Genomic DNA, 13,599 nt, shown 5'->3' on the forward strand with positions numbered 1-13,599 from the left:
CATGCCCAAGACCGTCGTGATCCCGCCCGGCACCGGCAAGCCGCTCGCGCCCTACGTGCCGGGAACCCTCGCCGATGGCGTGCTCTACGTCTCCGGCACGCTCGCCTTCGACGCGGACAACAACGTCGTCCACGAGGGCGATGCCGGTGCGCAGACCCGGCACGTGCTGGAGACGATCAAGGGCGTCGTCGAGGCCGCCGGCGGTTCGATGGACGACGTCACCTTCAACCACATCTTCCTCAAGGACTGGGCTGATTACGGCGCCATCAACGCCGTCTATGCCGAGTACTTCCCCGGCGAGAAGCCGGCGCGCTACTGCATCCAGTGCGGGCTGGTGAAGCCGGCGGCGCTCGTCGAGATCGCCTCGGTCGCCCATATCGGCCGGCCGGCCTGAGCCGATGGCCGCGCCCGTCCATCACGCGCTGCACGGGCCGGCCGGCGGGCGCACCGTGCTGCTCTCGCCCGGGCTCGGCGGCTCGGCCCATTACTTCGCACCGCAGGTGCCGGTGCTGGCCGAACGCTTCCGGGTCGTCACCTACGATCACCGCGGCACCGGGCGCTCCCCCGGCCCGCTCGAACCGGGCCACGACATCGCGGCCATGGCCCGCGACGTTCTCGACCTGCTCGACCACCTCGACATCGGCACGGCCGACATCGTCGGCCACGCGCTCGGCGGCCTCATCGCCCTGCAACTCGCCCTCACCCATCCCGAACGGGTCGGGCGGATCGTGGTGATCAACGGCTGGGCGGCGATGGACCCGGCGACGCGCCGCTGCTTTTCCGCCCGCAAGGCGCTGCTGACCCGAGCCGGACCCGAGGCCTTCGTCCGTGCCCAGGCGATCTTCCTCTACCCGGCGCCCTGGCTCTCCGCGAACGCCGCGCGGGTCGCGGCCGACGAGGCGCAGGCGCTGGCGCATTTCCCCGGCGCCGAGACGGTGCTGGCGCGCATATCCGCGCTGGAGGCGTTCGACGCGACGGCCGCGCTCGCGCGGGTTCCGCACGAGACCCTGGTCATGGCCGCGCGCGACGACGTGCTCGTGCCCTTCACCGCCTCGGACGTCCTCGCGGCCGGGCTCCCGAACGCCCGCCTCGACCTCGCACCCGAGGGCGGCCACGCCCACAGCGTCACCCGCCCCGATGCCTTCAACCGCACGCTCCTCGACTTCCTCGCAAGTCCCTGAAGCGCCCCACCCTCATGACAAGGCCGCCGCCATGACCGAGCCCGCCATGACTGAGCCCGAGAGCGCCGTCCCCGTCGATGCGAGCGCCTACCGCGAGGCGATGTCCCGGCTCGCGAGCGCGGTGCATCTGATCACCACCGACGGGCCGGGCGGGCGGGCCGGCTTCACCGCCTCGGCCGTGTGCAGCGTCAGCGACGCGCCGCCGACGCTGCTGGTCTGCGTCAACCGCGCCTCCTCCGCCTACGCCGCCCTCACCCATAACGGGACGCTGTGCGTGAACACCCTCGGCGAGGGACACGAGGCGGTGGCGGGCCTGTTCGGGGGCCGCACGCCCATGGACGAGCGCTTCGCGGCGGGCACGTGGCGGCGGCTGCGCAGCGGCGCGCCCGCGCTGGCCGACGCTCTCGTCAGCTTCGACTGCCGCATCGTCGGGCGCCACGCCGTCGGCAGCCACGACGTGCTCTACTGTGTGGTCGAGGCCCTCGCCGCGCCGGGCCAGGCCGACGCGCTGCTCTACAGCGAGCGCCGCTTCCGCACGCTTTCCTCCGCGCCGCGGAGCGGATCCGCCCCGGCCCGCGCCGTTCGCGCCGTCGGAGTCCGGTCCGCCGAGGGGCCGGCGCGGGCTCTCCGGAGCGCCTGAGCGGTGACCGGCCCGCGCCCGGCGTCGGTCGCCACCCGCACCCTGCGCATCGCCGGCCGGATGCCTTCGCCGTTCGGACCAGCCTTCGCGGCGGGCGCGGACGGCACGGAAAATGCTCGATCCGGTGGAGCGAAGATGTCCGGCGGCGGGCCTGCCTTCCTCTCCTCCCCGGGCCGCCCCCGGCTCCCGGACGACCGACCGAGCGCCGACCCGAAACCCACGGAACGAAGCCCTGCCATGTCGCGTGCCGGCGCCCTCGCCCTCAAACAGCCGCCCGAGTTCGAGCCCGCGGCGCCGCGCCCGGTGCCGGCGGCACCCGTCATCGCGGCACGCGGTCTGTCGCTGACCTACCCCACCGCCGACGGGCCGGTTCACGCCCTCTCCGACGTCGATCTCGCGGTGGCGCCGGGCGAATTCGTCTCCTTCATCGGCCCGTCCGGTTGCGGCAAGACCACGCTGCTGCGCTGCGTCGCCGACCTCGAACGGCCGACTGGCGGCGAACTGACGGTCAACGGCGTCGGCGCCGAGGCGGCGCGGCTGCGGCGCGACTACGGCTTCGTGTTCCAGGCGCCCGCGCTCTATCCGTGGCGGACCATCGCGCGCAACGTCGCGCTGCCGCTCGAGATCTTCGGCCTGCCGCGCGCCGAGCGGCGGGAGCGGGTGGCCCGCTACCTCGACCTCGTGCAGCTCTCCGGCTTCGCCAACAAGTTCCCCTGGCAGCTCTCCGGCGGCATGCAGCAACGCGCCTCGATCGCCCGCGCCCTCTGCTTCGATCCGAAGCTGCTGCTGATGGACGAGCCCTTCGGGGCGCTGGACGAGATCGTCCGTGATCACCTCAACGCGCAACTGCTCGAACTATGGCGCAAGACCGCCAAGACGGTCCTGTTCGTCACCCACTCGATCCCCGAGGCGGTCTACCTCTCGACCCGCGTGGTGGTGATGTCGCCGCGCCCCGGCCGGATCGTCGACATCGTCGATTGCACCGCGCTCGGGCGGGAGCGTCCGCTGGAGATCCGCGAGACGCCCGAGTTCCTGCGCCTCGGCCAGCGGGTGCGCGAGGGCCTGCGCGCGGGTCACGCCTATGACGCGTGAGGCGATGTCCTTTTCGCGTGGCCGGGCGCTGCCGGTGGCCGGCGTCGTGCTGGCGCTTCTCGCAGGCTGGTATCTCGCCGCCCTGCTCGGCAACTGGAACGGCGCCGCGGACGCCTTGGCGCGGGCCGGCGCGGCGCCCGACGCCAGGGGCATCGCCGCGGCAACGATGGTGCAGGAGCGGCCCGTCGTGCCGGCACCGCATCAGGTGGTCTCGGAGCTGTGGCGCAGCATCGTCGGCATGCCGCTCGGCTCGAAGCGCAGCCTTCTCACCCACGCCTGGGTCACCCTCTCGGCGACGCTGGCGGGCTTCGCCATCGGCTCGCTGCTCGGCATCGCGCTGGCGATCGCCATCGTGCACCTGCGCAGCGTCGAGGCGAGCCTGATGCCCTGGATCGTCGCCTCGCAGACCGTGCCGATCCTGGCGGTGGCGCCGATCATCATCGTGGCGCTCGGCGCGGCCGGCCTGACCGGCCTGCTGCCGAAGGCGGTGATCGCGGCCTATCTCTGCTTCTTCCCCGTCACGGTCGGCATGGTGAAGGGGCTGAACGCCCCCGACCGGATCCAGCGCGACCTGATGCGGACCTACTCGGCCTCGCGCGGGCAGATCCTGGCGCGGCTGCGCTGGCCGGCCGCCCTGCCCTACCTGTTCGCGAGCCTGAAGATCGCGGTGGCGGCAAGCCTCGTCGGCACCATCGTCGCCGAGCTGCCGACCGGGGCCCAGGCCGGGCTCGGGGCGCGGCTGCTTGCCGGCTCCTATTACGGCCAGACGATCCAGATCTGGGCGGCCCTGTTCGCGGCGGCGGCGCTCTCGGCGATCCTCGTCCAGGGGATCGGCCTCGCGGAAGCCGCCACCGCCCGCGCCCTCGGCGCCCGGCCCGCGGCAAGTGCCCCAAGGAGCGCCCGATGACGCATCGCGCCGCACGGATCGGCCTGCTCACCCCCGCCGCGCTGATCGGTGGAACGGCGCTCGCCATCGCCGCCCACCGGCCCGGCCTGGCCGGTACGGCGGGGCCGGGCTTCTGGCTCGCCGCCATCCTGGCCTGGCTCGCCGCCACGCTGGCCGCGCGCGACCTCGCCGCCTTGGAGCCGGGCACGGCCACGGGCCGCCGCCTCGTGCGGCTCGCCGTGCCGCTGCTGTTCGGCGCCCTCGTGCTGGTGCTGTGGGAGGTCGTCGTCGTGGGGGCGGGCGTGCCCACCGTGCTGATGCCGCCGCCCTCGGCGGTCGTCGCGCGCTTCGCCACCGCGCTCCCCGTCCTCGGAGCGGATTTTGTCCAGACCTGCCTGAAATCGGCCCTGCCCGGCTACCTCATCGGCTGCCTCTCGGGTCTCGGCGTCGCGATCCTGGCCGACCGGCTGCCCGTCCTCGGGCGCGGCCTCCTACCCGTGGCGAACGTCGCCTCCGCGCTGCCGATCGTCGGCATCGCCCCGATCATGGTGATGTGGTTCGGCTTCGACTGGCCGTCGAAGGCTGCGGTCGTCGCCGTGATGACTTTCTTCCCGATGCTGGTGCAGGCCGGTGCCGGCCTCGCCGCCACGGGTTCGATCGAGCGCGACCTGATGCGCACCTACGCGGCGGGCTATTGGCGCACGCTGCTGAGCCTGCGCCTACCCATGGCCCTGCCCTTCCTGTTCACCGCCCTGAAGGTCAACGCGACCCTCGCGCTGATCGGCGCGATCGTGGCCGAGTTCTTCGGCACGCCGATCGTCGGCATGGGCTTCCGCATCTCGATCGAGGCGGCGCGGCTCTCCCTCGACATGGTCTGGGCCGAGATCGCGCTGGCGGCGCTGGCGGGCTCCGCCTTCTACGGCCTCATCGCCCTGGCCGAGCGCGCCGCGACCGGCTGGCACCCGTCGGTGCGGACCGGCTGACGCGGGGTCCGCCCGCATCCGTTCGAAAAACCACGGCTGAAGGCCGAAAGGGGAAGTCCCGCAGGGGACAGGCTGAAGGAGGCTGAGATGGCGGGGAAAACGATGAGAGCGCTCCTCTGCGCGGGGGCGGCGCTGCTCGGGCTCGCTGCGGGCGGCGCCCGGGCGGCAGAAAAGGTGACGCTCCAGCTCAAATGGGTGCCGCAGGCACAGTTTGCCGGCTACTACGTCGCGCAGGCCAAGGGCTACTACAAGGAGGCCGGGCTCGACGTCACGATCAAGCCGGGCGGGCCCGACGTGGCCCCGCCCCAGGTCATCGCCGGCGGCGGCGCCGACGTCGTCGTCGATTGGATGCCCTCGGCGCTGGCTTCGCGCGAGAAGGGCGTGCCCCTCGTCAACATCGCGCAGCCCTTCAAGAAATCGGGCCTGATGCTGACCTGCCGGGCCGACACCGGCATCAGGACGCCCGCCGACCTGAAGGGCCGGATGCTCGGTGTCTGGTATTCCGGCAATGAGTACCCGTTCCTGGCCTGGATGGCCAAGCTCGGCCTCAGGACCGACGGCTCGCCCGGCGGCGTGACGGTGCTGAAGCAGGGCTTCAATGTCGACCCGTTGATCCAGCGCCAAGCCGACTGCGTCTCGACCATGAGCTACAACGAGTACTGGCAGGTGATTGATGCCGGCTTCAAGCCGGAGCAGCTCGTCGTCTTCCGCTACGAGGATCAGGGCGTCGCCGCGCTCGAGGACGGGCTCTACGCCCTGGAAGCGAAGCTGAAGGACAAGGCCTTCGTCGCCCGGCTGGCGAAGTTCGTGGCCGCCTCCGAGAAGGGTTGGGCCTATGCCGCCGCGCATCCGGACGAGGCGGCCGAGATCGTGCTGGAGAACGATGCCAGCGGCGCCCAGACCGAGACGCACCAGAAGCGGATGATGCGCGAGATCGCCAAGCTGCTCGACACGTCCGGCGGACGGCTCGATCCCGCCGATTACGACCGCACGGTCGCGATCCTGCTCGCCGGCGGCACCGACCAGCCGGTCATCACCCGCAAGCCCGAGGGGGCTTGGACGCATGCGGTGACGGCGGCCGAGGGGCAGTAGGTTTGACGTCGCGGTCCACACCGGATCCCCTCTTCCCGGATGCGGGAAGAGGGGAATGCCGCGCACCCTGAAATCTTCACCTCGAAACCGTGTAGGCTCCGGCGCCTGCCGTTGGATAGGAACTTGCGAGCCGGCCTCCGATGGATCTCGACACGATCACCGCCGTCCTGAGACCGGCGCGCCTCGACGAACTGCCCGCCTGGCGCGAGGGCGATGCCTGGCTCGCGGGCGGGACCTGGCTGTTTTCCGAGCCGCAGCCGGCGCTCGCCCGGCTGATCGACCTGTCTGCCCTCGGCTGGAAGGCGGCCGAGATCTCCGAGGCGGGCCTTCGCCTGTCGGCGACCGGCACCATCGCCGAACTCGACCGGCTCGCCCTGCCGCGGGACTGGATCGCGGCACCGCTCGTCGGGCAATGCTGCCGGGCGCTGCTCGGCTCGTTCAAGATCTGGAACCGGGCGAGCGTCGGCGGCAACCTCTGCACCGCCCTGCCCGCCGGTCCGATGATCGCGCTGACCGCGGCCCTCGACGGCACCTGTATTCTGCATCGGCCCGGTGGCGGCGAGCGGCGCCTGCCCGTCACGGCGTTCGTCCTCGGGCCGCAGCGCACGGCGCTCGCCCCCGGCGAGATCCTGCGCTGCATCGATCTCCCGGCCTCCGCGCTGCGGCGGCGCACCGCCTTCCGCCGCATCGCCCTCTCCCCCGAGGGTCGCTCCGGAGCGCTGGTGATCGGGACGCTCGACCGGGCGGGTGCCTTCGCGCTGACCGTGACGGCGTCGATCCCGCGCCCGGTCCAGCTCCGCTTCGACGCCGCTCCGACGAGGGACACCCTGCGGGGCGCGATCGCGGCGGCGATCCCCGAGGACGGCTGGTACGACGACGTCCACGGCGCGCCGGACTGGCGCCGGCACGTCACCGGGCTGCTCGCCGAGGAGATCCGGGAGGAACTCGCCCGATGAGGCTCACCGTCAACGGGCAAGTCCAGGAGGCCGCCCCGCGCCCCGGCCAGTGCCTGCGCACGCTGCTGCGGGATCTCGGCTGGTTCGGGGTCAAGAAGGGGTGCGATGCCGGCGATTGCGGCGCCTGCACCGTCCATCTCGACGGCGAGCCGGTCCATTCCTGCCTCCTGCCCGCCTTCCAGGCGGAGGGGCGCGGCGTGACCACGATCGAAGGGCTCGCCGGCCCCTGCGCGCCGGGCGACGGGGCGCCCGAGCACCTTCACCCGATGCAGGGCGCGTTCTGCGACGCGCAGGGCTTCCAGTGCGGCTTCTGCACGCCGGGCATGATCATGACGGCGGCCGCCCTCGACCAGGGCCAGCGGCAGGATCTCGGCACGGCGCTCAAGGGCAACCTCTGCCGCTGCACCGGCTACCGGGCGATCCGCGACGCCGTGGCCGGGATCGCCCATGCCGACCTGTCCGCGAGGGCGGAGGGCGGCCCGGTCGGCCGCAGCCTGCCGGCCCCGGCGAGCCGCGACGTCGTCGCCGGCCGGGCCGCCTACACCTTCGACACCGCCGTGCCGGGGCTGCTGCACCTGAAGGTGCTGCGCGCACCCCACGCCCATGCCCGTGTCCGGCGCATCGACCGGGCCGCGGCGCTGGCGGTGCCCGGCGTCGTCGCGGTGCTCACGCACGAGGACGCGCCGCGCCACCGCTTCTCGACCGGGCGGCATGAGAACCCCCTGGACGCCGCCGCCGACACGGCGGTGCTCGATTCCGTGATCCGCTTCCACGGGCAGCGGGTCGCGGCGGTGGTCGCCGAGAGCGCCGCGGCGGCGGCCGCGGGCGTGCGGGCGTTGCGGGTGGAGTACGAGGTGCGGCCCGCGGTGTTCGATCCGGAGGCGGCCCTGCAGCCGGACGCGCCCCTCGTCCACGATCCCGCCGACCGCGACCCGCCGCGGCCCGGCGAGGATGCGCCGCCGCTCCTGGCCCACCCGAACCTCGCCGCCGAGGCGCACGGGACGATCGGCGATGTCGAGGCGGGCTTCCGAGAAGCCGACCGGATCCACGAGGCGGAGTACGTCTCGCAGCGGGTGCAGCACGTGCATCTGGAGACGCACGGCGCCCTCGGCTGGCTCGACGCGGAGGGCCGGCTGACCCTGCGCTCCTCGACCCAGGTGCCCTTCCTGACCCGCGATGCCCTGTGCCGCCTGTTCGATCTCGACCGGGACCGGGTGCGCGTGCTCTGCGGCCGGGTCGGCGGCGGCTTCGGCGGAAAGCAGGAGATGCTGACCGAGGATCTCGTGGCGCTCGCCGTGCTGCGGACCGGCCGGCCCGTGTCCTACGAGATGAGCCGCGAGGAGAACTTTTGCGCGGCGACGACGCGGCATCCGATGCGGGTGAGGGTCAAGGTCGGCGCGCGGGCCGACGGGCGCCTCACCGCACTCGCGCTGAGAGTGCTCTCGAACACCGGCGCCTACGGCAACCATGCCGGCGGTGTGCTGCACCACGGCTGCAACGAGAGCATCGCCGCCTATGCCTGCCCGAACAAGCGGGTGGAGGGCTATTCCGTCTACACCCACACCCTGCCGGCCGGGGCTTTTCGCGGCTACGGTCTGAGCCAGACGATCTTCGCCGTGGAATCGGCGCTGGACGAACTGGCCCGCGATCTCGGGATCGACCCGTTCGCGATGCGCCGGCTCAACGCGGTGCGGCCCGGCGACCCGATGGTCTCGACGAGCCTGGAGCCGCACGACGTGATCTACGGCTCCTACGGGCTCGACCAGTGCCTCGACCTCGCCCAGGCCGCGCTGGCGGACGGCGGCGGCGAGGCCCCGCCGGGGCCGGAATGGCGCGTCGGCGAGGGCATGGCGATGGCCATGATCGACACGATCCCGCCGCGCGGCCACGTCGCCCATGCCCGCATCCGCCTGGAACCGGACGGGACCTACGCCCTCGCGGTCGGCACCGCCGAGTTCGGCAACGGCACCAGCACCGTGCACGGGCAGATCGCCGCCGAGGTGCTCGGCACCGCGCCCGAGCGCATCCGCCTGATCCAGGCCGACACCGACGCCGTCCGGCACGATACCGGCGCCTACGGCAGCACGGGCACCGTGGTCGCCGGACAGGCGAATTTCCGCGCGGCCTCGGCCCTCGCGGACAGTCTCCGCGCGGCCGCCGCCGAGCGGGCCGGTGCCGCCCCCGCCGAATGCCGCCTGACCCGGGACGGCGTCGAGACCCCCACCGGCCTCGTCGCCCTGACCACCCTCGCGCAAGGGGCCGTCTTCGAGGCCGCGGGCGAGGCCGACGGGACGCCGCGCTCGGTCGCCTTCAACGTCCAGGCCTTTCGCGTGGCCGTGCATCCGCGGACCGGCGAGATCCGCATCCTCAGAAGCGTCCAGGCGGCGGATGCCGGCCGGGTCATCAACCCGATGCAGTGCCGCGGGCAGATCGAGGGCGGGGTGGCGCAGGCGCTCGGCGCGGCCCTCTACGAGGATTACCGCTTCGATGAGACGGGCGCGGTCGTCACGCGGACCTTGCGCAACTACCACATCCCGGCGATGGCCGACGTGCCGGTGACCGAGGTCCTGTTCGCCGAGACCCACGACACGGTCGGGCCGCTGGGGGCGAAATCGATGAGCGAGGCGCCCTACAACCCCGTCGCCGCCGCCCTGGCCAACGCGATCCGCGACGCCACCGGCGTGCGGCTGACCGCGACGCCGTTCGCCCCCGACCGGATTTTCCGGAGCGTCATGGCCGCGACGGAGACGGCGGAGGCATGACGGCGGCTCCAGTCCGGATGCGGGCGATCCGCGGGCAGGCGGCGAGCCTGACCGGCAACCCCTTCCTGTCCGAGGGCTGCCTCCAGCACGTGGCCGACGCCCTGATCCTGATCGAGGACGGGCACATCACCGCCTTCGGCGACTTTTCGGAGCTGTCGGACCGGATTCCGGCGGGCGTCCCGGTCACGGCCTACGAGAACGCCCTGATCCTGCCCGGCCTGATCGACACCCACGTCCATTACCCGCAGCTGCAGATGATCGCCTCCTACGGCGAGCAGCTGCTGGCCTGGCTCGAGAAGTACACCTTCCCCGCGGAGCTGCAATTCGCCGATCAGGCCCATGCCGAGCGGGTGGCCAAACTGTTCTTCCGCGAGATCCTGGGCGCGGGCACCACCACGGCGGTGGTCTACTGCACCGTCCATCCCGGCTCGGTCGAGGCGTTCTTCGCCGAATCCGCCCGCTTCAACACCCGGATGATCGCCGGCAAGGTCCTGATGGACCGCAACGCCCCGGCCGGTCTCCTCGATACGGCGCAGCGCGGCTACGACGAGAGCCGGGCCCTGATCGAACGCTGGCACGGGCGCGGGCGCCAGCATTACTGCGTCACCCCGCGCTTCGCCCCCTCCTGCACGCAAGGACAGCTCGATGCCGCCGGCGCCCTGATGCGGGAGCACGACGCGCTCTTCCTCCAGACCCATCTGTGCGAGAACACCGACGAGATCGCCTGGGTGCGTGAACTGTTCCCCGACCGGGCGAGCTATCTCGACGTCTACGTGCAGTCCGGCCTCGTCGGCCCGCGCACGGTGCTCGGCCACGCGATCCACGTGTCGGAGGAGGATTTCTGCACCTGCCACGCCAGCGGCGCGGCAATCGCCCATTGCCCGACCTCGAACGGCTTCCTCGGCAGCGGCCTGTTCCGGCTGTTCGACGCCCTCGATCCGCGCCGTCCGGTGCGGGTCGGGCTCGGCACCGATGTCGGCGCCGGCACGACCCTGTCGCTGCTGAAGACGCTGGGCGAATCCTACAAGGTCGCGGCTTTGCGCGGGACCAAGCTCGACGCCGTGCGAGCGTTCTGGCTCGCGACGCTGGGCGGCGCCGAGGCGCTGCGGCTGGAGGATCGGATCGGGCGGATCGCGCCGGGGCACGACGCGGATCTCTGCGTCCTCGACCTCGCGGCAACGCCGCTCCTGGGCTTCCGCACCGGCACCTGCTCCAGCATCGAGGAGCTGCTGTTCGTGCTGATGACGCTCGGCGACCACCGCACGGTGCGCGCGACCTGGGTCGCGGGTGAGGCCGTCTACGACGACCGGCGCGCGGGCGATCCGCTGGTCTATCCGGAGACGGAAGGCGCCGTGGGCGCGGGCGCCTGAGTTGCACCGAGATCGGCCGATAGGGCGGGCTCCGAGACCGCCTCAGGGCCAGGATGCCATCGGTGAGGGGCGTTCCCCGACGACCGTCGCCGCATGTCGTCAGCGGATCGATCAGGAGTTGCCGTGTCCGGACTGCTGATCGTTTCCGACATCCACGGCTTCCCGCACGCCCGCCACGATCTCGGATCGCTGGCTCGAAGGCCGATCGTGCATCATCGCCTCGCCGATCTCTCGGGCCAGCCCGAGCTGTCCGGCGAGGCCCTCCACGCACATCTGTTCAAGGGGGACGGGATGGGTCTTGCCGCACGAGCCCTTGCCAGGGCCGGGCACGCCGGCCTCTGCGGCGTCGGCTTCAGCGCAGGAGGAACCGCTCTCTGGCAAGCGATCGCGCGAGGATTGCGCCTTCGCGCCCTCGTCTGTGTCTCCTCGACGAGGCTGCGATGCGAGGTGGCGCCTCTTGCCATCCCGACCTTCGTCCTCTGGGGCGAGGATGACCCCTATCGGCCGGATCAGGAATGGAATCGGCATGTTCCCCTGGAATCGAAGAGCTATGCCGGGCAGCACCACGATTTCTACCGCTCGGCTTTGACGGACGGAACGTCGCCGTTGAGCGAGGATATCGAACGGTTTCTGAGCCGAGTCGAAACCACGCCCGCCTTGTAGGACGACGATCGACGGCAGGGCTCCTCGGCTTGACCTTTGTCAGGCCGCCCGCATCGCTGCCTCGCGCTCCGCCTGCTCGACGAAGCGGCGGATCAGCCAGCGTCCGGCCGGTCCCGGGGGATGGTCGGTGCGGTAGATCATCGTGAGCGGCAGCCGGCGGCGCCGGAACTCGGGCAGGCTCAGCTCGACGAGGCGGCCGGCGGCGATGTCCGCTTCGACCATGTGCGCGGGCATGCTGCCCCAGCCGATCCCGGCGAGCAGCAGGGTGTGCTTGGTGCTCAGATCCGACAGCCGCCACGTGCGGCTGGCGACCACGCCGAATTCCTGGTCCTGCGACAGCGGCGAGCGGTCGGTGATGACGAGCTGGACATGCTCGCGCGCCGCCCCCGGCACCAGGCCGTCCGCCCCGGCAAGGGGATGGTTCGGTGCGGCCACGGGCAGCATCTCGACCTCGCCGACGGCGATCAGTTCGAGCGGCTCGCTGTCGCGGGTCCACAATTCCACGGTGATCCCGAGATCGGCCCGGCCATCGGTGACGAATTGCTGGGCCGCCCCGAGCGCCTCGACGTTGAGGCGCAGGGACACGGTCGGGAAGGCCGCCTGGAACGCGGTGAGGGCGTCGACGAGCCGGGCGCCGGGCATCAGCACGCTCGACACGAAGCCGAGTTCGGCTTCGAGGCCGCCGAGCAGGCCGCTCACCTTGGCCCGCAGGGTATCGATGCCGTGGGCGACGGTGCGGGCCTCCGCCAGCACGGCCCGGCCGCCCTCGGTGAGCTGGGGCCGGCGCGTTGTCTCGCGGTCGAACAGGGGCAGGCCGAGCTGAAGCTCCAGATTGGCGATCGTGTAGCTGATGACCGAGGTCGCGCGGTTCAGCCGGCGCCCGGCCGCGGCGAAGCTGCCGGTCTCGACCACGGTGAGGAACACCCGGAGTTGGTCGAGTGTCGGCGTCCCCGGTCCCTGCATGCGCTCTGCTCCCGAACCCGGCGTCCCGCCGCCGCGGCGAAAGCTCCGACAAGCAAGCGCGACGCCGCGGCCGGAAACGGCCGAAGCCGGCCCCCTCGCGAGGGCCGGCTTCGGGATGCGTGCGGATTTCGGGATCGCCGGTGCCGGGGCCTCGCGGAGACCGGGCGGCGGTCAGCGCGCGTGATGGGGCCGCCGCACCGAGCCGGTGGTCAGGTCGGTATCCGCCGGCAGGGTGCCGAGGCGGGTGTCGCGAACGGTGGAGCGCTGCACGGCGCCGGCATCGTTGAGGCCGCCCGGGGCGGTGACCGTGGGGATGCCGGCCGGCGCGTTGTAGCTCTGGGCCGAGGCCGGGCCGGTCACGCCGGCGGCGAGGGAGAGGGCGAGGACGGAAGCGGTGAGGATGCGGGTCATGGGATACTCCATCGGTGGGGCGGTGACGGCCGGTTCGTCGTCATCTGATGGAGCGAAGATGGACCTGCCTGAGCTTTCCGAAAACTGGAATAAGATCGAACGAACTGTTCGATGAAATCGAAAAGCTTGAGGTGAGCCTCCCATGGAATGAGCCTCCCATGGAAACGGTGTCCGGGCGGATCGAGATGGGCATGGTGGCCCATGAAAAAGGGCCGGCTGCGTCGCTGCGCGGCCGGCCCTTCGAAGCGTCGGGACGAAGGTCGTCGGACCCTCGGGATGCGTCAGCGTCCGTGAACGGTGCGCGCCCCCCGGGCGGTCGAGCCGGTGGTGTAGACGCCATCGACGGAAACGGTGCCGTGGCGGCCGTCACGATCGAGGTAGCGCTCGACGTTGCCCGGACCGGCAATGCCGACGAGGCCGCCCGGGGCGGTGACGGCGGGAATTCCGGCCGGCGCGTTGTAGCTCTGAGCCGAGGCGGCGGTGGTGAGGGCGAGGCCGAGGATCGCGCCTGCGGCGATGCGTGCGATCATGTCGTCAATCTCCGAGACTTGCTTCGGCGCCGCGATCAGACCCAGCGACGCCGCATGTCCCACAAACTGA

Annotated in this window: 14 protein-coding genes; 10 read left to right on the plus strand and 4 right to left on the minus strand. The window is 72.1% G+C overall.

Going from position 1 to position 13,599, the window contains the following annotated elements:
• The first annotated feature begins 1 nt into the window (after position 1).
• The 10 genes from rutC (at position 2) to guaD (ending at position 10,962) form a co-directional block, all read left to right on the plus strand.
• Positions 2-394: a pyrimidine utilization protein C gene (rutC, locus tag MPPM_RS08045; RefSeq protein WP_096484602.1), complete on the plus strand. Its 393-nt coding sequence runs from the start codon at positions 2-4 to the stop codon at positions 392-394.
• Positions 395-398: 4 nt separating this feature from the next.
• On the plus strand, positions 399-1,181 hold the full coding sequence (gene rutD, locus MPPM_RS08050; RefSeq protein WP_096484603.1) for a pyrimidine utilization protein D: 783 nt from the start codon (positions 399-401) through the stop codon (positions 1,179-1,181).
• A gap of 46 nt (positions 1,182-1,227) precedes the next feature.
• Complete coding sequence (rutF, locus tag MPPM_RS08055; protein ID WP_096487778.1) at positions 1,228-1,821, plus strand: NADH-dependent FMN reductase RutF; 594 nt, start codon at positions 1,228-1,230, stop codon at positions 1,819-1,821.
• Between the two features lie 237 nt (positions 1,822-2,058).
• Positions 2,059-2,913: an ABC transporter ATP-binding protein gene (locus MPPM_RS08060; RefSeq protein WP_083920693.1), complete on the plus strand. Its 855-nt coding sequence runs from the start codon at positions 2,059-2,061 to the stop codon at positions 2,911-2,913.
• Positions 2,903-3,820: an ABC transporter permease gene (locus MPPM_RS08065; RefSeq protein ID WP_096484604.1), complete on the plus strand. Its 918-nt coding sequence runs from the start codon at positions 2,903-2,905 to the stop codon at positions 3,818-3,820. Before MPPM_RS08060 ends, MPPM_RS08065 begins: the two co-directional genes overlap by 11 nt.
• Positions 3,817-4,782 (plus strand): ABC transporter permease, encoded by a 966-nt coding sequence (locus MPPM_RS08070; RefSeq protein WP_096484605.1) that lies wholly within the window; start codon positions 3,817-3,819, stop codon positions 4,780-4,782. Before MPPM_RS08065 ends, MPPM_RS08070 begins: the two co-directional genes overlap by 4 nt.
• A 102-nt stretch (positions 4,783-4,884) precedes the next feature.
• The gene (locus MPPM_RS08075) at positions 4,885-5,874 is read left to right on the plus strand and encodes an ABC transporter substrate-binding protein (RefSeq protein ID WP_244573514.1); all 990 of its coding nucleotides are present in this window, start codon (positions 4,885-4,887) and stop codon (positions 5,872-5,874) included.
• Between the two features lie 140 nt (positions 5,875-6,014).
• The gene (locus MPPM_RS08080) at positions 6,015-6,830 is read left to right on the plus strand and encodes an FAD binding domain-containing protein (RefSeq protein WP_096484607.1); all 816 of its coding nucleotides are present in this window, start codon (positions 6,015-6,017) and stop codon (positions 6,828-6,830) included.
• Complete coding sequence (locus tag MPPM_RS08085) at positions 6,827-9,592, plus strand: molybdopterin-dependent oxidoreductase (protein ID WP_096484608.1); 2,766 nt, start codon at positions 6,827-6,829, stop codon at positions 9,590-9,592. The genes MPPM_RS08080 and MPPM_RS08085 overlap by 4 nt, the downstream gene beginning before the upstream one ends.
• Positions 9,589-10,962 carry a guanine deaminase gene (gene guaD, locus MPPM_RS08090; protein WP_096484609.1) on the plus strand — a complete coding sequence of 458 codons (1,374 nt, stop codon included), beginning with the start codon at positions 9,589-9,591 and terminating at the stop codon, positions 10,960-10,962. Before MPPM_RS08085 ends, guaD begins: the two co-directional genes overlap by 4 nt.
• A 111-nt stretch (positions 10,963-11,073) precedes the next feature.
• Here the strand turns inward: guaD and MPPM_RS27930 are convergent, their stop codons facing one another.
• From MPPM_RS27930 to MPPM_RS08110, 4 genes are all read right to left on the minus strand, one after another.
• Positions 11,074-11,529 carry a hypothetical protein gene (locus MPPM_RS27930; protein ID WP_157914145.1) on the minus strand — a complete coding sequence of 152 codons (456 nt, stop codon included), beginning with the start codon at positions 11,527-11,529 and terminating at the stop codon, positions 11,074-11,076.
• Between the two features lie 135 nt (positions 11,530-11,664).
• Positions 11,665-12,588 (minus strand): LysR family transcriptional regulator, encoded by a 924-nt coding sequence (locus tag MPPM_RS08100; RefSeq protein ID WP_096484611.1) that lies wholly within the window; start codon positions 12,586-12,588, stop codon positions 11,665-11,667.
• A 171-nt stretch (positions 12,589-12,759) separates the two neighbouring features.
• On the minus strand, positions 12,760-12,999 hold the full coding sequence (locus MPPM_RS08105) for a hypothetical protein (RefSeq protein ID WP_096487779.1): 240 nt from the start codon (positions 12,997-12,999) through the stop codon (positions 12,760-12,762).
• Positions 13,000-13,280: 281 nt separating this feature from the next.
• A complete protein-coding gene (locus MPPM_RS08110) occupies positions 13,281-13,529 on the minus strand; it encodes a hypothetical protein (protein WP_026105603.1) in 249 nt (82 codons plus the stop codon).
• Positions 13,530-13,599: the final 70 nt, after the last annotated feature.

The sequence above is a fragment of the Methylorubrum populi genome, from assembly GCF_002355515.1.
In the GTDB taxonomy this organism is placed as follows: domain Bacteria; phylum Pseudomonadota; class Alphaproteobacteria; order Rhizobiales; family Beijerinckiaceae; genus Methylobacterium; species Methylobacterium populi_A.

Bases quoted from the DNA above. Each gene is read 5' to 3' on its own strand.
- guaD (WP_096484609.1), top strand. From the start codon at position 9,589: ATGACGGCGGCTCCAGTCCGGATGCGGGCGATCCGCGGGCAGGCGGCG.
- MPPM_RS08085 (WP_096484608.1), top strand. From the start codon at position 6,827: ATGAGGCTCACCGTCAACGGGCAAGTCCAGGAGGCCGCCCCGCGCCCC.
- MPPM_RS08110 (WP_026105603.1), bottom strand. From the start codon at position 13,529: ATGATCGCACGCATCGCCGCAGGCGCGATCCTCGGCCTCGCCCTCACC.
- MPPM_RS08105 (WP_096487779.1), bottom strand. From the start codon at position 12,999: ATGACCCGCATCCTCACCGCTTCCGTCCTCGCCCTCTCCCTCGCCGCC.
- MPPM_RS08100 (WP_096484611.1), bottom strand. From the start codon at position 12,588: ATGCAGGGACCGGGGACGCCGACACTCGACCAACTCCGGGTGTTCCTC.
- MPPM_RS08075 (WP_244573514.1), top strand. From the start codon at position 4,885: ATGAGAGCGCTCCTCTGCGCGGGGGCGGCGCTGCTCGGGCTCGCTGCG.
- rutD (WP_096484603.1), top strand. From the start codon at position 399: ATGGCCGCGCCCGTCCATCACGCGCTGCACGGGCCGGCCGGCGGGCGC.
- MPPM_RS08070 (WP_096484605.1), top strand. From the start codon at position 3,817: ATGACGCATCGCGCCGCACGGATCGGCCTGCTCACCCCCGCCGCGCTG.
- MPPM_RS08065 (WP_096484604.1), top strand. From the start codon at position 2,903: ATGACGCGTGAGGCGATGTCCTTTTCGCGTGGCCGGGCGCTGCCGGTG.
- rutC (WP_096484602.1), top strand. From the start codon at position 2: ATGCCCAAGACCGTCGTGATCCCGCCCGGCACCGGCAAGCCGCTCGCG.
- MPPM_RS08080 (WP_096484607.1), top strand. From the start codon at position 6,015: ATGGATCTCGACACGATCACCGCCGTCCTGAGACCGGCGCGCCTCGAC.
- MPPM_RS08060 (WP_083920693.1), top strand. From the start codon at position 2,059: ATGTCGCGTGCCGGCGCCCTCGCCCTCAAACAGCCGCCCGAGTTCGAG.
- rutF (WP_096487778.1), top strand. From the start codon at position 1,228: ATGACTGAGCCCGAGAGCGCCGTCCCCGTCGATGCGAGCGCCTACCGC.